The sequence below is a fragment of the Cupriavidus sp. 22TCCZM01-5 genome, assembly GCF_057798915.1.
This window is the reverse complement of the sequence record NZ_JBYOJR010000005.1, coordinates 135,251-153,905: the sequence shown is the minus strand read 5'-3', so window position 1 is coordinate 153,905 and position 18,655 is coordinate 135,251. Positions and strand designations below refer to the sequence as shown.

Genomic DNA, 18,655 nt, shown 5'->3' with positions numbered 1-18,655 from the left:
TCAACATGCCGCCGGCTTCCATCGCGACTTGTCTCGACCAGGCCGCAAGCCGCATATCCATAGGCTCAAACATTCGTTGGTGCGCGCCAGCCGGCTTCGTAAGCTTGACGGTCCCATCAGGCCATCGCACTTTCGTGCCGGCGACGGCCTGCCAGCTCGCTTCCGGGTCAATACCATGTTCCGTCGCAACTTTCTCCGCGCCGTCCTCGTTCTTTCACCAGCGATGCTGGCCGCTTCGCCGCTTCCCGCCAGCGCCGCCGAAGCGGCATTTCCCACGCGCCCTGTGCGCATCGTGGTGCCAGTCGCGCCCGGCGGCAGCGCCGACAAGCTGGCCCGCACGCTTGCCACGCGGCTCAGCGAGGTGTGGCAGCAACCGGTGGTGGTGGACAACGTGGTCGGCGCCAGCGGCACCATCGGCGCGGCACAGGTCGCCAGGGCCAGGCCAGACGGCCACGTGCTGCTGCTTGGCGGCGAAGGCGTGACGCTCAACGCATCGCTGTTCAAGAACCTGCCGTATGACAGCAGCCATGCCTTCCGCGGCGTCACCAAGGCCGTGGTGAACCCGCAGGTGCTGGTGGTCAGGCCGGACCTGGGGGTACGAAGCTTCCAGGATTACGTGGCCCTGGCACGCCGCAAGCCGGGAGAACTGGCACTCGGGCTGCCCGGCAATGGCGGCATCGCGCATGTCGCACATGAAATGCTGTCGCGCCAGCTTGGCTTCAGGGTCAACTACATTCCCTATGCCGGTGGCGCGCCGGCCACGGTGGACCTGCTCGGCGGTCATATTGACGCCACACTCATCACCCTGGCCGCCGTGACTGACTACGTACGGGCAGGCAGGCTCACAGCGCTCGCGGTCACGACCCCTTACCGCTCCAAGGCCCTCCCGCAGGTACCCACGCTGGCCGAAGCCGGCGCCGCGGGCTTTGCTGTGGAGAGCTGGCAAGGACTTCTCGCCCCCGCGGCGACCCCAACCGCGGTGGTCGACCGTATCAGCCGGGACGTGGCGACAGTGCTGCACGTGCCCGCCACGCGCAGCCAACTGGAAGACGCAGGCTATGTCGTGGTCGCCTCATCGGCGCAGGAACTCGATGCAAGCCTGTCGCGCGACCTGCCCCGGTACGCCTCGGTGATCACCGCGTCGGGCATCGCCCTGCGCTGACAACTTCCCCAACCAATCATGACTGACCTGACGCATACCATCGACGCCACCACGCTACGCAAATGGCTCAACGATGGCCAGTCGCTGGCCCTTTTCGACGTGCGCGAACATGGCCAATACGGCGAAGGCCATCCCTTCTTTGCCGTGCCCCTGCCCTATAGCCGCCTTGAGCTGGAGGTCGGCCAACTGGCACCGCGCCGTGCGGAACGCATCGTACTGCTCGACGATGGCGATGCGGCAAATGAAGTGGCATCACGCGCGGCACGGCAACTTGCCCACCTTGGCTACCGGAACGTGACGGTGCTCGACGGCGGCGCCCCCGCCTGGGCCGCCGCCGGCTACGCCTTGTTCAAGGGCGTCAATGTCCCCTCCAAGACGTTTGGCGAGCTGGTCGAGCAGATTCAGCACACGCCGCGACTGAGCGCCGACGACCTCGCGGCGCGCCGCGCTGCAGGAGAGCGCTTCCTGCTGGTGGATGGCCGCACCGAGGAAGAACACCGCAAGATGACCATCCCTGGCGCCGTGAGCTGCCCCAACGGCGAGCTGGCACTGCGGCTACCCGCGCTTCTGCGAAATCCCAACATGCCTGTGGTGGTACATTGCGCCGGACGAACGCGCAGCATCGTGGGCGCACAGACGCTGCTGAACCTGGGCCTGCCCAATCCGGTACTTGCGCTGGAAAATGGCACGCAAGGCTGGTACTTAGCGGGCCATGCTCTCCAACATGGCAGCGATCATTTCGCCGTGGAGATTGCCTCCGGACCGGTACTCGCCGCGGCGCGCGAGCGCTCGGCCAGGCTGCTACAGCGTTTCGGCCTGCCCGCGCTGTCGACCGCGCAAGCACAGCAATGGCTGGACGATACGCAGCGCACCACTTACCTCTTCGATATCCGCTCGGCCGCGGAATTTGCCCGGCGCACTATCCACGGCGCGGTGCATGCGCCCGGCGGACAACTGGTGCAGGCAACGGATCGCTATATCGGGGTACGTGGCAGCCGCGTCATTGTGTTCGATGACGACCGGGTACGCGCGCCCGTGGTTGCCAGCTGGCTGCACCAGATGGGCTATGAGACGGCGGTGCTTGCCGATGGCGTGGATGCTGCATTGCAGGTTCGCGCGTGGCCGAAAGCGAACGGCGACGCGCTGCCCGTCCTCGACGTGGACCTGCTGCGCGCGCTGCACATCCACGCGCAGAAGCTGGCGGTCATCGACCTGCGCGAGAGCGCGGCATTTGAGCGCGGACATGCCTCTGGCGCCGTCTGGTCGATCCGGCCGCGGCTACTTCAACAACTTCGGGCGCTTGACCTGGCGCATGCCGATCCTGTGGTTCTAATTGCCAACGAGCCAGAGGTAGCAATCCTTGCGGGAAAGGACCTGCTTGAAGCCGGCTATCGGCACATTTACCGCACTGACAACGGCTACGACACCTGGCAATCGGCCGGGCTGCCGGAAGCCATTGCGCCGGAACCGCTGCCGGCCCAGGCGCGCATCGATTACCTGTTCTTCGTGCACGATCGCCACGAGGGCAACCGGGACGCGGCCCGTGCCTACCTGGCGTGGGAGACCGGGCTGATCGCGCAGTGCGCGCCGGATGAGCTTGGTGTTTTCCGCATTGCCGCGCCCTGGCGCGATGAGGCCCAGCCAACAGCACCGGCACCGGCACCGGCACCGGCACCGGCACCGGCAGCCTAATAGCAGGCTGGGCGGAGCGGACTGCGTCCGCACCTACCGCTCAAACCAGACCCAGATGGCCACGATCGTCCTTGCCAGCCTTTCGCCCGTGGACACTTCATGGTCTCAATGCGGATGCCCTTCGCCTGGAGCTTGCCAGCGCTCTCGATTCGCTACCCGCCGGCTATCGCGACATCATTCTGCTGCGGGATTTCGAGGAGCTGTCGATCGGCGAGATTGCAGCTCGCCTTGGCATCACCACTGCAGCGGCGAAGAGCCGCCTGCATCGGGCACGGCTACTCGCTCGTGAATTCTTGCTCGGCTAGTCATGACCCTGGTGGTAGGTCCACCAGGGATCGGCGCTAGCGAGAAGCCTCCGCAAGTCCTTTCAGCAATGCCTCGTGAAAGGCCGCCGGGTCTTGCATTTGCGGCGCATGCCCAAGTTCCTGAAATTCGACCAGCGTTGCGTTCGGAATCGTCTTCGCGGCGACCTTCGCCAGCTCCGGATACCTGCCAATCCTGGCCTTGACCTCGGCCGGGGCCACATCCTTGGCAATAGCGGTCGTGTCCTTGTCGCCAATCAGCAGGAGCGTCGGGGCCTTGATCTGTCCCAGCTCATAAACCACGGGTTGGGTAAAGATCATGTCGTAGATCAGCGCCGAATTCCAGGCCACCTGCTGTTTTCCCGGGCCCCGGTTCATTCCCGCCGGCATCTGAACCCAGGGCTCGTACTCGGCGCGCCAGTGGCCCACATAATAGGTCTCCTGCTCATAGCGGCGGATCCGGTCCGCGTTGGTCGCGAGCTCGCGCGCGTACCACTGGTCAACCGACAGCGACGGTACGCCCTTGGCCTTCCAGTCCTCGAGCCCGATCGGATTGACCAGCACCAATTGCCGGGTCTGGTCCGGATACATCAGCGCATAGCGCATGGCAAGCATGCCTCCGGTTGAATGACCGAGGACAATTGCGCGCTCGATGCCCAACGACGCCAGCAAGGCGTGCGTATTCCTGGCCAGTTGCTGGAAGCTGTACTGGTAGCGTGCCGGCTTGGTTGATTTGCAGAAGCCGATCTGGTCCGGCGCGATCACGCGATATCCGGCCTCAGCCAGGACGCGGATGGTTTCATCCCACGTCGCCGCACAGAAGTTCTTGCCGTGCAGGAGCACAACGGTGCTGCCATTGGCGCGCGACGGTCTGACGTCCATGTAGGCCATATGCATGGCGTCGCCCTGGGACGTGAATGCATAAGTCTGGACGGGATGCGGATAATCGAAGCCCTGGAGCTCCGCACCATACGCGGGGCCGTTGCTGTCGCCGACGGTGGCCGTGTCCGCGGGTGCCGGGATGGCGGTCGAGGCAGTGAAAGCCGCGAACGCGAGCATGACGAGCTTTGCGGGGAATGTGAAGTTCATCGCAATATTGTGTATCAATTGGAGAGGCTCGGGACGCAGGCCACCGTACGGTCACGCCCGCAAGTCGGTGGGCCCTATTGGTCCGTGGGCAGGAGCCCGCACGCATGCCGGGCTCTTTCTGATTGCCTGAAAAATGCTGTACCGGGACACCGGCGCCGCGTCGGCGCTCAAGGCTGTTTCAAATATTCGCGCACCGGCGTCAGAAATTCAATCGTGCGCTGCGCCTTGAGAAGCCGCGGCAGCACCGCTTCATAGTTCTGCCTATAGGGGCGCGACAGGTGATGCGACAGGAAATGCTCGCGGCTGCAGGCCCAGGTCTCATAGAGCACCAGGGTGTCATCGTCTTCAGCCGAGCGGTGCAAGTACGTGTTGATGAAATCGGGCTCTTCGGACATGGCATCGAGCACAGTCAGAAGCTGTGCCTCGAGTTCGTCGCGGTACTCAGGCTTGCCGGGCAGATGGACAATGAAGGATATGTTCTGGGTCATGATGGCGTAGTTCCGGGTTCTGTCACAAATGACGGAAGAAGCAGGGGAGCGTGCCGGGCACCGCGGGAATCCGTCCGGAGCGGAATCCCGCACGAGTGCCGGACACGTCTGCCTAGAATCTAGTTCACGATATCGCGACGTACATGCGACTGGATCGATGAAGTCGTTCGATGAGATCGAACAAGATCCGCCATGGGTGCAGCGGGGCCTCATCGAGTACCAGCCCACGCCCGCACGAATTCGCACGTATCGTGGCCGCGCAGCCCCTACGCGTACGCGTCGATACCGGACACCAGACGCTTGGCCAGGCGTGGCTTGCGCAACTGCTCCAGCCACCATTGCAGGGCACGGCCTTCATGATCCCCGCGCCAACCCACATACAACACGTTGGGCTCGCGCGGGTCTGCCGTGCGCTTTTCCACCAGTTCGCCGCGCTGCAGCAGCGAGCTGACCCGTTGGCGCGGCAGCCACCCGATACCCAGGCCATCACGCTGGGCAAGCGTCTTGGCACGCATGCTCGGCACGGCCAGGGAGCGTTGCCCGCCAAGCATGCCATAGGCGCGCCCCCCGGTCAGGCGCGACGAATCGGCCACCACCACAGCGCGGTGCCGGGCAATGTCCTCGCGGGTAAGCGGCTCGCGGGCTGCCGCCAGCGGATGCCGAGGGGAGATCGCGAACACCCACTCGATCACGCCCAGTTCGAACCACCCCAGCTTGGGAATGACGGGCGGCTCATTGGTGGCGCCGATGACCAGATCCCCACGGCCGTCCCGCAGCGCCTCCCAGGTGCCGGCCAACACTTCATGCGTAAAGCGCAATCCGACACCCGAGTCCAACGCATCGAAGGCATGCACGACAGGCATCAGTGTTTCGAATTCCAGCAACTCATCGGAGACGATCCAGAGCCGGTCTTCCCAGCCGTTGGCCACCTGTCGCACGCGCTGCGTGATGCGAAAGACGTCTTGCGCGAGCCTGGCGGCTTCTTCGGTGAGCAACTCGCCAGCTCGCGTGAGCTGCAAGCGGTAGCGGCGGCGGTCGAACAGGAGCGCGTCGAAGCGCTGTTCCAGTTGCCGCGCGGCGTGCGACACCGTGGAAGGTGCCTTGCCCAGCCTGGCCGCCGCGCGCGACAGGCTGCCCGATTGCCGGATGGCTTCCAGCAGGGCCAATTCGTCGTCGGACAACATGTACAACCCCCTCGAACATGTTCGTTGGATCCATCGTATGGCAAAGCGGAGGCCAGCGTCCATACTGCCTTTACGCGATGGTTCAAATTCAACGTTTCCGACTGGAGGACATCATGAATCGCTTCGAAGGCAAGACCATTCTGGTCACTGGTGGCAATAGCGGCATCGGCCTGGCGGCTGCCCAGGCATTTGCCCAGGAAGGTGGCCGCGTGGTCATCACCGGCCGTGATGCCGCTGCGCTGGAAACCGCCCGCGCCACGCTCGGCACGGAGGCCGTCGCCATCCGCAACGAAACCGGCACCGTGCAGGCCGCGCGTGACCTGGCCCGCCAGCTGACCGACGCTGGCATCCGCCTGGACGCCGTCTTCATCAATGCCGGCATTGCCAAATTTGCCGCCGTTGCCGATGTGGATGAAGCCCTGTGGGACGCCACCTTCAACGCCAACGTGAAGGGCGCGTACTTCCAGATCCAGGCGCTGCTGCCGCTGCTGAACCCGGGCACTTCGATCGTCCTCAACGGCTCGATCAACGCGCGCATCGGCATGCCGATGTCTTCCGTGTACGCCGCCAGCAAGGCAGCACTGATCTCGCTGGCCAAGACCCTGTCGGGAGAGCTGATCAGCTCGGGCATCCGCGTCAATGTGGTCAGCCCGGGGCCGGTGACGACGCCGCTATATGGAAAGCTGGGCCTGGATGCCGACACCCTGTCGGCCACGGCCGCGCAGATCCAGAGCCAGATCCCGCTGGGCCGCTTCGGCGAGCCGGCGGAGATTGCTTCGACAGTGCTGCATCTGCTGGCGCCAGAGTCGGCCTTCATCGTCGGCACGGAAATCATTGCCGACGGCGGCATGAGCCAGCTGTAAGCCAGTCCTGTAAGCCAGTCCTTCGCCACGAGCCGCAATTCAAATCGGATGCGGCCCCTGGCTGGAGAGCGTCGGGACGTCGCCAGCCCCGTGCATGCGGTCTTCGATAAGGGTCATGGCAGTGGCCGAAGAATCGCCGCCTCGAATATGCTCGGCGATAACGGTGTCCCAAGGCGTCGGGTCATTCAGTGTGTCCGCGATTGCATCCATCAGCGAACGTACACGCCTGGGCATGTTCCGGTTCGGGGGATAGACCAGGAACGCAGCCATCTGGGACCAGCGCCAGCGTGTCAGCAGCGGCACCAGCCTTCCCTCCGCAATGGCCTGGTAGCACAGGAAGGTGGGACTGCATACAACGCCGTCGCCGCTCAACGCGGCTGCAAGCAGCACGTCGCCGTTATCGCACATCAGCCCCGGCTGGATCATTACCTCGTTGCGCTCGCCATGCGGAGTCCAATAGGACCAGACGTGTGGCCTGCGCCGGTTGGTATAGCACAGTGTCCGGTGCCATTTCAGATCCTCTGGCACGAGGATTGTCCCGTGGCGCCCGAGGTACTCCGGGCTGGCGGCAACAATATGCCGGACAGAACATAGGCGCCGTGCCACCATCGCGCCGTCCATCTCGGTGCCGATACGCAAGGCGAAATCGAAGGCCTCGCCGACGATGTCGACCCGATGGTCCCCAAGATGGAGATCGATCGACACTTCCGTGTGCTGGCGTTGAAACTGCTCCAGAGTCGTTCGAACATGCGCCAATGTAAAACTGAGCGGCGCAGCAAGCCGAATCCGCCCACGGAAATTGCATGTCTTTCCCGCCGCGTCGACCTCGAGCTCTTCGAAGTCCGACAGCAGCCGCGCTGCCCTTTCATAGATGCCGGCGGCCGCGTCGGTCAGGCTTACTTTGCGCGTATTCCGATGTAGCAGCGTTACCCCCAGGTCGCCTTCAAGCTCGCTCACGCGTCGGCTGACGGCCGAGCGAGCAATTCCCAACTGATGCGCGGCCCTGGCAAAGGAGCCGCACTCCACCACACGTACAAAGGTTCGCCAATGATCGAATTGCGCCATGCGGAAGGTTCTCAATAAGAAACGCTATCAAAAATGCAAGACGGCGCCGCCGTGGCGCGCCTATCGTCGGTCTCGGTTGGGCAACAGCCTGTTCAGCCCAATGCGTCTTCTCACGCGGCTCGGCGATCGACATCATGCGGCAAGCCATGACACACGGTTGTACGTAGCGTGATACATGGCAACGCTATCGATCCCCGACTCTTATAAGGAGACATCTGTGAACCTCTCATGCTATGCAGAGCACCCGGCTACGCCAGCGATGAGTATGACCAGACGGCTGGCTCTTCTCGCACTGGTTCCGTTGTGCATTGGGTCCCTGAGCGGCTGCACAGGCGACGACGCGCACTCGGCGACGACCTTGGGCAACCAGGCAACGCCATGGGGCTTGCCCTACCCGAACATGCCGGATTTCGTGCCGCCGAACGTCCGTCCGACGGAGTATGCGGCCGTTGCGCCTGCCGAGATGGGGCCGTCGATCGATGCCGCGAAGGGCTATCGCACCGAGAACTTTGGCGGTGGCGTCTTCATGGTCACCGAGGGCACGTACCAGGCAATGCTGGTCGTGTCCAACGTTGGCGTGATTCTGGTTGATGCACCGCCGACAATCGGCCCAAAGCTCCTCGATGCTGTCCACGAGGTGGCTCCCGGCGCAAAGATCGCTGCGCTGGTCTACAGCCACGCGCACATCGATCACATCGGATTCGCCGGCGAGATTCTCAAGACCAACCCGTCGATGATGATCGTCGCACACGAGGAGACCAGAAAGCTGCTCGCGCGCGCTCAGGATCCGGGTCGTCCCGTGCCGACGCAAACCTTCAGTACCCAGGATCAGGACTTCCCGCTGGCCGTGGGAAATCAAACGTTGCAGCTGCAATACCCTGGCCCCAATCACGAACCAGGGAACATCGGCATTTATCACGCCGGGCAGAAGGTACTCATGCTCGTCGACGTGATCTACCCCGGCTGGATGATGTGGCGCCGTTTCGGCGTTTCCCAGGATATTCCTGGCTACTTCGACCTGGTCCGGACTATGAACTCGCGCTGGGATTTCAATACGCTGATCGCAGGCCACGTCGGCCGCGCGGGCACAAAGGCAGACGTCGCCGCGCAACTCGATTTCATGACCGATCTGCACAATGCAGCGTACGAAGGACTCACGACCATCAAGCCCGGCGAGACAGTGAATCCCAAGAACCTGGGCAACAGCTGGGCCTACTTCCGCGACTTCGTCGACCGTGTCACCAATCATTGTGTCAATAAGGTCAGCCCGAAGTGGGCAGGCAAGCTTGCGGCGTATGACGTCTGGATCTATGACCAGTGCCTCGCAATGGAGCAAAGCCTTCGGATTGACGGCCCCAGCCTGAAATAGCTTCAGCGGGAGACGTAAGCCGGACGCGAGGTCCGGCGAACCTGGTTCCTGGCGCGCCTTGTCAGAAGCATCAATGTCAGGCAGTGGGGAGTCCACCATGCGAACTCCCCCGCCGTCATCTTTCAAATATCAACTTCGCTCGCCGAGCGAAATGGAGCCGCGCTTCATTGCTCCGCGCCGTGCCAGCCAGGCATATTGGAAAATACTTCGGCGTAGGAATGCGAAAAGCCCTCGATGACGTTGCCGAAGCAGTCTTCACAGTAGACCAACTGGTAGGGCCGTCCCGGCAGGAAGGTCCAGACCTTGGTACGCTGCTTGCCACCGTTGGCAACGATCCGCGCGGCCAGGCCTTCGAGGTCCGGGTCGGTAAAGCAAAGATGGAACACGCCCGGTCGCCAGTACGTGAAAGTCTCGTCACGCGCCTCAACTGCAGGAACGATGAACTGGAACAGTTCCAGCCCCACGCCGTTGGCGGTCACCAGATGGGCCTGGTATGCCTTTTCGAATCGCTGCCCGAAGATCTCGCCCACTTCCGGCACCTCCGGTCTGCGTTCAATCGTGCGCCGGTAGATCAATTGGAACCCGAACACAGCGCCATACCAGGCGATGGCCCGGTCAATATCGGGCACGGTCAGCCCGATATGGTTAAACGCGCGCGGCACAAGCGCCTCATTCGTATGGATGGTCATTGGAAGTTCTCCAGAGTATTGACGCAGTGCCTAGCGGAGGACCACAGTCTCGCCGCTGTTTTCGCTCGACTGCACGATGGCCTCGAACAATCGAATGTTCTCCACCAACTCCGCTGCGATGAACGGATACTTGACCCGTCCCGCCACGGCATCCGCCCAGGTCTCGAAATTCGCCAGTACCGCATCGATGGCGTCAAAGGTGCGTGTCGTGCGCGGGACGCCGGTACCCCGGCAATATGTCAGGTAGGTGGGAAGGCCCTGGTCGACATTTCCTTCCGATACGATTTCAACCCAGCCCTTGTCGCCGAACACTGCGATGCGACCATGGAAAGGGGTAACGGACAGGAAACTGATGGTGGCCTGGACACCGGAGTCAAAGGCGATTGTGGCGGTGGTGAAGTCACGCACGGGTTCGGCGAGGACGAGCGATTCAGTGCGTGCGCGCACGCTGCTGGCAGCGCCGGCCAGCGCGACAAAGATGTCGGTGACATGAATCCCTACCGCGGTCATCATGCCTGCCGGCGCGTGCTTGCGGTCCAGGCGCCAGTTGGAGGGGTCGAGCTTGCGGAACAGGTCGTGGCTGACGTTGGCCTCCATATGCAACAGCTGGCCCAGCTCGCCGGCGCGCACCATGCGCATGACTTCGGCAATGGCGGGCTCGAAGCGCCGCTCGTGCCCGACACCGAGTACCTTGCCCTGGCGCGCGCTCGCATCGACGATGCGCTGCGCACCCGCCGCGGTCATGGCCAGCGGCTTCTCGCAAAAGACATGCTTGCCGGCTTCCAGCGCCGACAGTGCCTGCTGTTCATGCAGCCTGTGCGGCGTTGCCAGGATCACGCCTTCAATATCGCCTCGCCCAAGCACCTCCGCCAGGTCGACAGCGAGCTCCATGCCATGCTGTTGCGCGAACTGCCGGGCCTCGTCCGTTGGCATCGGATCAACGGCAGCGACCACGCTGAATTTTTCGCTTTTGCTCAAGGAGCTGACGATCTGCTTGCCCCACCATCCTAACCCCGCAACGGCGACTCTCAAGGTCTGTCTCCCTCAAATGATTCTGTTTGTCGATCGATGCCACGCTCAGGCGAATGGAGGCGGTGGCTGGCGTGCTGCCCTGCCCCGTCGTAGTCCACCTGGTACCTGGCAATCCTCAGATCGCCAAGCTCCGACTTGACACGAAGGTGCTCCGGGTGGTTTGCGTAGGCCTGCAGCGCGCCGTACGAATCGAATTCGGAATAGAGCACCACGTCGCAGGCATAGTCGACTCGACTCTGGTCGACGCCAATCTCCAGATGGCGCAGCCCGGGAATTCTGCCGCGCAGGCCTTCGAACGCGCCCTTGAGCCGTGCGATGGCATCGCGCTTCTCGCCTTCGCTTTCGCCGCGCAGGTTCCACATCACGATATGTTTGACGACGGGCAAAATTGCCTCCTTTGCTGATGCCTTTTCTCTTTTCCTGAGTGGACTGGAACGGGTTCAGGATGCCGGGAACCCGGTCCGCTGCGGCCACATGTTCTCGAAGGCGTTGACCGAGCTGGTGGCATAGACGCCGGCGACCGTGAACGGCTCCTCGGCCAGCCAGCGGCGTGCCGCTTCGACGGAGGGGAAGTCGATCACCAACAGGCTGCCGACCATCGTCTCGCCATCCTCGGCCAACAATGGTCCGGCGAACGCTATCTGGTCCGCCACAGCGCGCAGGTAGGTCTTGTGGTCCGGTCGCACACGCAGGCGCAACGCACTCACGCCCGGTTTATCGATCATGTGGAATACGTAGAGCATGGTTTGCTTCCTGTTCAGGCGGCCCGGGACGGGCTGGCGGGGTTGAGCACGAAGTCGAAATCGAGCGTGTAGAACGGCTTGTCGGCCTGGCTGCCGTCGGGGGTCGTGCCGGCCTCATGGCGGATCCAGTCCGCCACCAGCGACGAACGTACGCCGAACACCGTGTCGGAATCGAGATAGGTGTCGCCGTCGCGGAATACATGCGTCACCAGCATCTCGTATCCGGGCGCCGAGATCATGAAATGCAGGTGGGCCGGACGCCAGGGATGCCGCCCCATGGCGTCGAGCATGCGTCCGACCGGGCCGTCGTGCGGGATCGGATAGCACTCGGCCACGATCGTCTTGAAGCGGTAATACCCGGACGCGTCGGCATGCAGCGTGCCCCGCCCTTGGGCTTCGGTGCGCTCAGCGTTCTGCACGTCGTAGAACCCTTCGGCGTCGGCCTGCCAGACTTCCATCCTTGCGCCAGGCACTGCCTCGCCCGTGATGCTCCGGACCTGGCCCCTGACATAGCAGGGCTCGCCTGCCATGCCGTTGCCCACGTCGGCGCCGAGCTCGTAATCGGGCGCGTCATCGACGTAGAACGGCCCGAACACCGTGGCCTCGGTGCAGCCGCGGGGCTTGCGGTGGTTCTGTGCCGTCACTAGCGTCGACAGGCCGAGCGTGTCGGACAGCAGGATGAATTCCTGCCGGGTCGGACTGCAGGTCTGGCCCACATCCGTCAGGAACTGGATACCGGCGGCCCACTCCTCCTCAGTCAGGTGCACTTCCCTGGCAAATGCGTGCAGGTGCTGGATAAGGCTGGTCATGACCTCCTTGAACCGGCGGTCCTTCATGTCGACGTTGCGTGCCAGAACCGCCTGGGTAATGGTCTCTTCATCGAGATTGCGCATGTTTGTCACTCCTTGATGGGTTGCCGGACACTACGCCTTGGCACCGTCTTCCCAGCGCGGGCAGGCGCGTTTTTCTACAGGGACGTCCAGCGGCTGGTAATTGGTCTTGTCGATCACGACGGCCGGCAGCACGATGTCCTGCTTCACCGGCAGCCCGCGCAACTTGCGGATCGCCGCCATGGCGCCCAGGCAGCCCTGGGCAAAGCCGTTGTAGTCGCCAGTGGCGAGCATCGTGCCAGCCTTGATCGCGTCCACCGCTTCCTTGGTACCGTTGATGCCGGAGACCAGGGCCTTGCGGTTGGCCCCCTGCAAGGCTTCGATGGCCCCGATCGCCATGGCGTCGTTGGCTGCGAATACGGCATCGATCTGCGGGTAGGACTGCATCAGGTTTTCCATCACCTGCAAGGCCTGCAGGCGCTGGTAGTTGGCGGGCTGCGCGGCCAGCAGCTTCACCTTGGGGAATGCCTTGAGCGCGTCGTTCACGCCGCGCACGCGGTCGACATTGGTCAGCGAGCCCTTGATGCCCTCCAGCAGCACCACATTGCCCTTGCCGCCCATGGCGTTGAACAGATGCGTGGCGGTCTTCAGGCCGAGTTCGTAGTCGCTGGCGCCGACGAAGGAAACGAACGTGCCGACGTCGCTGCGGTCGGTCACGTTGACCACCGGGATATTGGCCGCGTTGAGCTTCTTGACACCCGGCCCCATGGCCTTGTAGTCCACCGGAATGAATACCACCGCATCCGGCTTCCTGACGATGACATCCTCGATCTGGCTCATCTGCTCCGGAATGCTGTCCGGCTTGGTGGGGATGTAGTGCGTGACCTTTGCGTTCATGCTCTTTGCCGCCGCATCCGCGCCCTGTCGCACGACCTGGAAGTACGGGTTGGTCTGGTTCTTGGTGAAGACGGCGATCCGTTCGCCATCGGCATGAGCGACTGGCATGGCCGCCAGTCCGAAAGCCACCATTGCGGCGAACTGCCTGAGGTTACGCGCTTGCATGTCTGGTCTCCTTGATTTTGAGTAGTGCGGGCATGGGTGTCAGCCGGCTGTGATGCCGATTCGCCTAGCGGGTGCCGAGGCGGCGACGTGACACGGCGTCCAGAAAGACCGCGAGTACCACGATGACACCGGTCACCAGCGGCTGCCAGTTGGCGCTGACGGTAAGCAGGTTCATGCCGTTGAGCACCAGCGTCAGGATGATGGCGCCCACCAGCGTGCCGGACACCCGCCCCACACCGCCGAAGAGCGAGGTGCCGCCGATCAGTACCGCGGCAATGGCCGGCAGCGTCAGCGTCTCGCCGATATCCCCCTCGGCGGAATTGAGGCGCGCCAGGAACACCAGGCTGGCCAGGCCCGCCATGGCGCCGCTCACCACGTAGACCAGCACCAGCCGCCGCGTGACCGGCACGCCCGACAGCCTGGCGGCTACGGGATTGGCGCCAATGGCATAGATCTCCTGGCCGTAAATGGTCTTTTGCGAGATCGCCGTACCGGCCACCAGGAACGCCAGCATCAGGAATACCGGGACCGGCACACCCCACAGGTAGCCACTGCCGATCGCGCGGAACTCCGGGGCGAAGCCGTGGATGGTCTCGCCGGCCATGAACCAGTAGGTCAGCCCGTGCAACACCCACAGCATCCCGTAGGTGGCAATGAAGGGCGGGATGCGCAACGCGGCTACCAGCAAGCCATTGCCCAGCCCGATCAGCACGCCGCTGCCCAGGCCAACGCCCACGCCGAGCATCGTCGAACCGGTGGCCTTCATCACGGTCGCTGCCAGGCAGGCGGACATCGCCACATTGGCCCCGACCGACAGGTCCAGGCCGCCGGTCAGGATCACTAATGTCAATCCGGAGGCCAGCAGGAACAACAGGCTGGCCTGGCGCAACACATTGAGCAGGTTGCCCAGTGTCAGGAAGGCGTCGGAGGCCACCGCCAGCGCCGCGCACAGCAAGCCGAGCGCAAACAGGCGGTATGCAAAGGAACGCGCGTCCGCCGACAGCGGCGCCCATGAGATGGCGGTATTCATGCTTTCCCCTTGATGGATTCGATCAGCAGCACGACAAGTACCAGCAGGCCAATGGCCGCTACCTGGACCGACGATTGCACGCCCAGCAAGTTCAGGCCGTTGCGCAACACGCCGACCGCCAGCACGCCCAGCACCGTGCCCGGCAGCCAGCCGTTGCCGCGATCGAACGTGGTACCGCCGACCGCCACGGCGGCGATGGCGTCGAATTCCAGCCCGAGCGCCGCCGTGGGATGACCGGCATTCATGCGCGCCGTCAGCAGCAGCGCGGCCACACCCGCCATGACGCCGCCGAGCGCATACACGGCAACCAGCCAGCGACTGGTGCGCACGCCGGCGAACTTGAGGGCTTCGCGGTTGCCGCCCAGGGCGAACACATAGGTGCCGAAGCGGGTGCGGTAGAGCAGCCAGTGGAACAGGCCGTAGAAGGCCATGGCACCCCAGAGCGGCACCGGGACGCCGAGCAGTTCCCCCGAGTAGAGCAGCGGTATCGTGTCTCCGACGCCCACCACGCTCTGCCCATCAGTGAGAACGAGTGACAGTCCCTGCGCCACGCCGAGCGTGCCGAGGGTAGCGACGAAGGGCGGAATCCCCAGGGCGGCCACCAGCACCCCATTCAGCACACCGAACAGCAGCCCGGCGCCAAGAGCCGCCGCCAACGCCAGCGGCAGCGAGCCGGTGGATACCATCACCATGGCCAGCACCACGCCGCACAGCGTGAGGACGGCGCCCATCGACAGGTCCAGCCCCTCTGTCATGATGATCAGCGTCATCGGCAAGGCGATCAGCAGCAGGACGGAAGACTGCGTGCCCACATTGAGCAGGTTGGCCACGCTCAGGAAGCCGTCACCACCAACGGCAAATGCCAGTGTCAGCAACAGCAGCACCCAGACCGAGCCGGGGAGCGTCCCCAGCGCCGGCGCAAAGGGCAGCGCACCCGTGCGCGGGACGGCTTGGGTGTGAGGCATTTCAGTCATGTCAGGCATCGTTCATCCCCAGTTGCAGAATGCTTTCCTCGGTCATTTCCGTATGCACCAGGTGGCCCGCGACACGGCCCTCGCGCATGACGTAGGTGCGGTCGCAGACGTTGATGATTTCCGGAAGCTCGGAACTGATCAGCAGGACCGCGGCACCCTCCTTCACCAGACCGTCGATCAGCGCAAAGATCTCTGCCTTGGCGCCCACGTCGATGCCGCGGGTCGGCTCGTCGAAGATGAACAGCCTGGAACCCGCAACCAGCCATTTGCCGATCACGATCTTCTGCTGGTTGCCGCCTGAGAGAAATTGGGCGAGCTGGCCGCCGTCGGGCGTGGCGATGCGCAGGCGGGCGATCTCGCGCGCAGCCAGTGCATCCGCCTTGCCGGCGCGAAACCAGTACGCTGGAAAGGCACGCCGCAGCCCGGCCAGCAGCAGGTTGTCGCGCACGCTGCGGATCAGTGCCAACCCCTCGGTCTTGCGGCTTTCCGGAATCAGCGCCGCGCCAAGCGCGCGCGCCTGGTCCGGGCCGCCTTTCATCGGCTTGCCGAAAATGCGGATCTCGCCCTGGCGAACCGGGTCGGCACCGAATACGGCCCTGGCCACTTCGCTGCGGCCCGACCCCACCAGCCCCGCCAGGCCTACGATCTCCCCTGCTCGCACTTGCAGGCTGATGTCCTCGATGCCGTTGTCAGCGCCAACACCGCACATCTCCAGCGCCAGCTCGCCCGCGGGATTGCCGCGCTCGCGGCTGTAGCTCATATCGACCTTGCGGCCCACCATGCGGGCCACCAGTTCATCGGGTGTGGCTTCGCCCGGCAGGTAGCTGCCAACCTTGCGGCCATCACGCATCACGGTGATGCGGTCGCCCAGCGCAAATACCTCGGCCATGCGGTGCGAGATATAGATCATCGACACGCCCTCGGCCTTGAGCTTGCCGATCACTGCGAACAGCTTCTCGGTCTCGCGATCCGACAGCGCCGCGGTCGGCTCGTCGAGCACCAGGATGCGGGCATCCTGCGATAGCGCCTTGGCGATCTCCACCATCTGCTGTTGTGCCACACCCAGGCGATGCACGGGCGTGTGGGTGCTCAGGTCCATGCCCAGGATATCCAGCAGGCGCCGTGCCTCGGCATGCATGCGGGCGTGGTCGACCGAGCCCGGCACGCGGCCCCGCGGCTCGCGCCCAAGGAAGATGTTCTGCGCGATGTCCAGGTAGGGCACCAGCGAGAACTCCTGGAAGATGACGGCGATGCCCAGGCCCATGGTATCGGCCGGGCCGGTCACGCTGACGCGCCGGCCGTTATGGTAGAACTCGCCGGCGTCGGCCAGATAGACTCCGCACAGGACTTTCATCAGCGATGACTTGCCCGCGCCGTTCTCGCCAAGGAGCATGTGCACCTCCCCGGGATAGATCGCGAATGACACATCGTCGAGCGCCTTGACGCCCGGAAAGTCTTTGCATATGCCGCGCATCTCGAACAGCGGCGTCACTTCGGTGATCGCGTTCATGATCTCCTCTCAGGCGTGTGCAGGCTTGTGGAGCAGGCGCTCGCCGGAAGCGCGCAGCGCTTTGAGCCCGGCAGGAAGCCCGTCGACCAGCAGGCGGCCGTGGCGCTTGCGCGCCTCGCCTGCAACAAATACGCTGTCGATATTGGCCAGGCTTGCCTGCATCACCACTGCGCTGACCGGGTCGTGCAGCGGCATCATGTTCAGCCGGCGCGCATCGATCAGCACCAGGTCGGCCTGCTTGCCCGGAGCGAGGGAACCGATGCGCTCGGACATACCGAGCATCCGTGCGCCGGCCATCGTGATCCATTCCAGCGCGTCGCGGCAGCTCACGTCATGGGACATGGCGATCTCGCCTTGCTGCGCGCGGAAGGCAGCATGGTCGAGCGCGCGCTGCACGCCCAGCGCGATGCGCGCGGCCACGAACATTTCTCCGGACAGGCCGGATTCCAGATCGACACCCAGGGACGGTGTCGCTCCCAGTTTGCGTAACCGGCCCGTGATGGGAAAGCCATGACCCTGCGTCAGCTCGTTCTCCGGCGTCAGGGAGAAACTCATGCCCGCGGCAATAAAGCGCGCCAGTTGCGCATCGCTCAGATTGTTGCCGTGCACGATGTTGATATGCGGCCCGAGCAGGCCCGCGGCTTCGAGCCGCTCCCAGCCATCGGGCGTGCGCGCAGCGCCGCCGCCCTGGTGCATGCTGGCCAGCAGGCCGAACTCGCGCGCCAGCGCAAAGTCGTGCAGCGCCACCTCCATCGTCGAATAGTGCGGGCCGAGAATGGCCAGGCCCAGACTGATCAGGCTCGAGCCTTGCAGCCGCCGTGCGAGACGCCCGACTTCACCGCGCGGATGCGGAGTCTCCCAGAACGGCGCAATGCCCGGCCGGGGATCCGGCTTGGGCGAGCCGTGCAGGAATGCCGCGCGGATGCCAGCTTGCTCCAGCGCGTCCAGCGCGGCGTCGCTATGGGCCGGGGTGGGATTGTTGTGGCACCAGTCCACCAGGGTGGTCGTACCGCAGTCAAGTTGATTCCACGCGCCGACCAGGGTCGCAATGTGGATGTCTTCGGGCCGGAAGCGCGTCGCCAGGCCAGCATGCATCTGGCGGAAGTATTCGGTCAACGTCCAGCCTGCAGCAACCCCGCGCAGCGCGGTCTGCCACGTGTGCATGTGGGCGTTGATGAAGCCCGGCGTCACGATAAAGCCGCGCGCATCAATCTGCTCGGCATCGGGGGCTTCGATATGCGGCGCGATGGCGGCGATACGCTCGCCTTCCATCAGCAGGTCGCCGACGAACTCGCCATAAGCGGGTTCCATCGTGACGAGCGTCGCCCCGCGAATCAGGGTACGCGTCATGCCGATTGTCTCCTTTTGTCTGGCGGCTGACCCGTCAGAGCCGCCACCTTCGCTTCTTCAGCGTTTTCGTTCCGGTGCTGGCCGACGCTTCTGCAAACGTTTGTTTGTCCGGCACGGAATGAGTCTATACTCGCCAGAAGCGCAAAAAAACGACGTACTTGAAAATCTTCCTTCCGCTACGCGGAAAACCCCGTCAGGGTGGAAAAGCGCCGGAGACAAGC

General features: G+C 64.0%; 18 protein-coding genes and 1 pseudogene. 5 read left to right on the top strand and 14 right to left on the bottom strand.

Annotation, left to right across the window (positions count from 1 at the left end; translation table 11 throughout):
• The first annotated feature begins 175 nt into the window (after positions 1-175).
• The 3 genes and pseudogenes from AC3FNH_RS07050 to AC3FNH_RS07040 form a co-directional block, all read left to right on the top strand.
• Complete coding sequence (locus AC3FNH_RS07050) at positions 176-1,162, top strand: tripartite tricarboxylate transporter substrate binding protein (protein ID WP_488719515.1); 987 nt, start codon at positions 176-178, stop codon at positions 1,160-1,162.
• A gap of 18 nt (positions 1,163-1,180) precedes the next feature.
• Entirely contained in the window at positions 1,181-2,854 is a 1,674-nt protein-coding gene (locus tag AC3FNH_RS07045) for a rhodanese-like domain-containing protein (RefSeq protein ID WP_488719514.1), read from the top strand.
• Between the two features lie 119 nt (positions 2,855-2,973).
• Positions 2,974-3,159: pseudogene (locus tag AC3FNH_RS07040) on the top strand (RNA polymerase sigma factor); the annotation flags it as partial.
• Positions 3,160-3,195: 36 nt separating this feature from the next.
• On the opposite strand, the gene AC3FNH_RS07035 reads toward AC3FNH_RS07040, so the two are convergent.
• The 3 genes from AC3FNH_RS07035 to AC3FNH_RS07025 form a co-directional block, all read right to left on the bottom strand.
• Positions 3,196-4,245, bottom strand: coding sequence for an alpha/beta fold hydrolase (locus AC3FNH_RS07035; RefSeq protein ID WP_488719513.1), 1,050 nt, complete (start codon positions 4,243-4,245; stop codon positions 3,196-3,198).
• Between the two features lie 167 nt (positions 4,246-4,412).
• Positions 4,413-4,733, bottom strand: a complete 321-nt coding sequence (locus AC3FNH_RS07030; RefSeq protein WP_488719512.1) for a putative quinol monooxygenase — start codon at positions 4,731-4,733, stop codon at positions 4,413-4,415.
• 266 nt (positions 4,734-4,999) lie between these two features.
• Complete coding sequence (locus AC3FNH_RS07025) at positions 5,000-5,917, bottom strand: LysR family transcriptional regulator (RefSeq protein WP_488719511.1); 918 nt, start codon at positions 5,915-5,917, stop codon at positions 5,000-5,002.
• A 113-nt stretch (positions 5,918-6,030) separates the two neighbouring features.
• On the opposite strand from AC3FNH_RS07025, the gene AC3FNH_RS07020 reads away from it, so the two are divergent.
• On the top strand, positions 6,031-6,780 hold the full coding sequence (locus AC3FNH_RS07020; RefSeq protein ID WP_488719510.1) for an SDR family oxidoreductase: 750 nt from the start codon (positions 6,031-6,033) through the stop codon (positions 6,778-6,780).
• A gap of 39 nt (positions 6,781-6,819) precedes the next feature.
• Here AC3FNH_RS07020 and AC3FNH_RS07015 read toward each other — a convergent pair whose 3' ends face one another.
• Entirely contained in the window at positions 6,820-7,845 is a 1,026-nt protein-coding gene (locus tag AC3FNH_RS07015) for a LysR family transcriptional regulator (protein ID WP_488719509.1), read from the bottom strand.
• A gap of 358 nt (positions 7,846-8,203) precedes the next feature.
• Here AC3FNH_RS07015 and AC3FNH_RS07010 point away from each other — a divergent pair, with 358 nt between their 5' ends.
• Positions 8,204-9,214 (top strand): MBL fold metallo-hydrolase, encoded by a 1,011-nt coding sequence (locus AC3FNH_RS07010; RefSeq protein ID WP_488719508.1) that lies wholly within the window; start codon positions 8,204-8,206, stop codon positions 9,212-9,214.
• 164 nt (positions 9,215-9,378) lie between these two features.
• Here AC3FNH_RS07010 and AC3FNH_RS07005 read toward each other — a convergent pair whose 3' ends face one another.
• The 10 genes from AC3FNH_RS07005 to AC3FNH_RS06960 form a co-directional block, all read right to left on the bottom strand.
• Entirely contained in the window at positions 9,379-9,903 is a 525-nt protein-coding gene (locus tag AC3FNH_RS07005) for a VOC family protein (RefSeq protein ID WP_488719507.1), read from the bottom strand.
• 30 nt (positions 9,904-9,933) lie between these two features.
• Positions 9,934-10,935 (bottom strand): Gfo/Idh/MocA family protein, encoded by a 1,002-nt coding sequence (locus AC3FNH_RS07000; protein ID WP_488719506.1) that lies wholly within the window; start codon positions 10,933-10,935, stop codon positions 9,934-9,936.
• Positions 10,932-11,321, bottom strand: coding sequence for a Dabb family protein (locus tag AC3FNH_RS06995; RefSeq protein WP_488719505.1), 390 nt, complete (start codon positions 11,319-11,321; stop codon positions 10,932-10,934). Before AC3FNH_RS06995 ends, AC3FNH_RS07000 begins: the two co-directional genes overlap by 4 nt.
• 54 nt (positions 11,322-11,375) lie before the next feature.
• Positions 11,376-11,678: a YciI family protein gene (locus AC3FNH_RS06990; protein ID WP_488719504.1), complete on the bottom strand. Its 303-nt coding sequence runs from the start codon at positions 11,676-11,678 to the stop codon at positions 11,376-11,378.
• A 14-nt stretch (positions 11,679-11,692) separates the two neighbouring features.
• Positions 11,693-12,571: an intradiol ring-cleavage dioxygenase gene (locus tag AC3FNH_RS06985; protein ID WP_488719503.1), complete on the bottom strand. Its 879-nt coding sequence runs from the start codon at positions 12,569-12,571 to the stop codon at positions 11,693-11,695.
• Positions 12,572-12,601: 30 nt separating this feature from the next.
• Complete coding sequence (locus tag AC3FNH_RS06980) at positions 12,602-13,570, bottom strand: sugar ABC transporter substrate-binding protein (protein WP_488719502.1); 969 nt, start codon at positions 13,568-13,570, stop codon at positions 12,602-12,604.
• A 64-nt stretch (positions 13,571-13,634) separates the two neighbouring features.
• On the bottom strand, positions 13,635-14,600 hold the full coding sequence (locus tag AC3FNH_RS06975) for an ABC transporter permease (RefSeq protein ID WP_488719501.1): 966 nt from the start codon (positions 14,598-14,600) through the stop codon (positions 13,635-13,637).
• Positions 14,597-15,574: an ABC transporter permease gene (locus AC3FNH_RS06970; protein WP_488719500.1), complete on the bottom strand. Its 978-nt coding sequence runs from the start codon at positions 15,572-15,574 to the stop codon at positions 14,597-14,599. The genes AC3FNH_RS06975 and AC3FNH_RS06970 overlap by 4 nt, the downstream gene beginning before the upstream one ends.
• Position 15,575: 1 nt before the next feature.
• Positions 15,576-17,084 carry a sugar ABC transporter ATP-binding protein gene (locus AC3FNH_RS06965; RefSeq protein WP_488719499.1) on the bottom strand — a complete coding sequence of 503 codons (1,509 nt, stop codon included), beginning with the start codon at positions 17,082-17,084 and terminating at the stop codon, positions 15,576-15,578.
• A gap of 9 nt (positions 17,085-17,093) precedes the next feature.
• Complete coding sequence (locus AC3FNH_RS06960) at positions 17,094-18,434, bottom strand: amidohydrolase family protein (protein ID WP_488719498.1); 1,341 nt, start codon at positions 18,432-18,434, stop codon at positions 17,094-17,096.
• Positions 18,435-18,655 lie beyond the last annotated feature (221 nt).

Excerpts from the sequence above, each read along its gene's own strand:
- AC3FNH_RS06975 (WP_488719501.1), bottom strand. The coding sequence starts at position 14,600 with ATGAATACCGCCATCTCATGGGCGCCGCTGTCGGCGGACGCGCGTTCC.
- AC3FNH_RS06970 (WP_488719500.1), bottom strand. The coding sequence starts at position 15,574 with ATGACTGAAATGCCTCACACCCAAGCCGTCCCGCGCACGGGTGCGCTG.
- AC3FNH_RS07035 (WP_488719513.1), bottom strand. The coding sequence starts at position 4,245 with ATGAACTTCACATTCCCCGCAAAGCTCGTCATGCTCGCGTTCGCGGCT.
- AC3FNH_RS06990 (WP_488719504.1), bottom strand. The coding sequence starts at position 11,678 with ATGCTCTACGTATTCCACATGATCGATAAACCGGGCGTGAGTGCGTTG.
- AC3FNH_RS06965 (WP_488719499.1), bottom strand. The coding sequence starts at position 17,084 with ATGAACGCGATCACCGAAGTGACGCCGCTGTTCGAGATGCGCGGCATA.
- AC3FNH_RS07015 (WP_488719509.1), bottom strand. The coding sequence starts at position 7,845 with ATGGCGCAATTCGATCATTGGCGAACCTTTGTACGTGTGGTGGAGTGC.
- AC3FNH_RS07030 (WP_488719512.1), bottom strand. The coding sequence starts at position 4,733 with ATGACCCAGAACATATCCTTCATTGTCCATCTGCCCGGCAAGCCTGAG.
- AC3FNH_RS06960 (WP_488719498.1), bottom strand. The coding sequence starts at position 18,434 with ATGACGCGTACCCTGATTCGCGGGGCGACGCTCGTCACGATGGAACCC.
- AC3FNH_RS06985 (WP_488719503.1), bottom strand. The coding sequence starts at position 12,571 with ATGCGCAATCTCGATGAAGAGACCATTACCCAGGCGGTTCTGGCACGC.
- AC3FNH_RS07045 (WP_488719514.1), top strand. The coding sequence starts at position 1,181 with ATGACTGACCTGACGCATACCATCGACGCCACCACGCTACGCAAATGG.
- AC3FNH_RS06980 (WP_488719502.1), bottom strand. The coding sequence starts at position 13,570 with ATGCAAGCGCGTAACCTCAGGCAGTTCGCCGCAATGGTGGCTTTCGGA.
- AC3FNH_RS07020 (WP_488719510.1), top strand. The coding sequence starts at position 6,031 with ATGAATCGCTTCGAAGGCAAGACCATTCTGGTCACTGGTGGCAATAGC.
- AC3FNH_RS07050 (WP_488719515.1), top strand. The coding sequence starts at position 176 with ATGTTCCGTCGCAACTTTCTCCGCGCCGTCCTCGTTCTTTCACCAGCG.
- AC3FNH_RS07025 (WP_488719511.1), bottom strand. The coding sequence starts at position 5,917 with ATGTTGTCCGACGACGAATTGGCCCTGCTGGAAGCCATCCGGCAATCG.
- AC3FNH_RS07005 (WP_488719507.1), bottom strand. The coding sequence starts at position 9,903 with ATGACCATCCATACGAATGAGGCGCTTGTGCCGCGCGCGTTTAACCAT.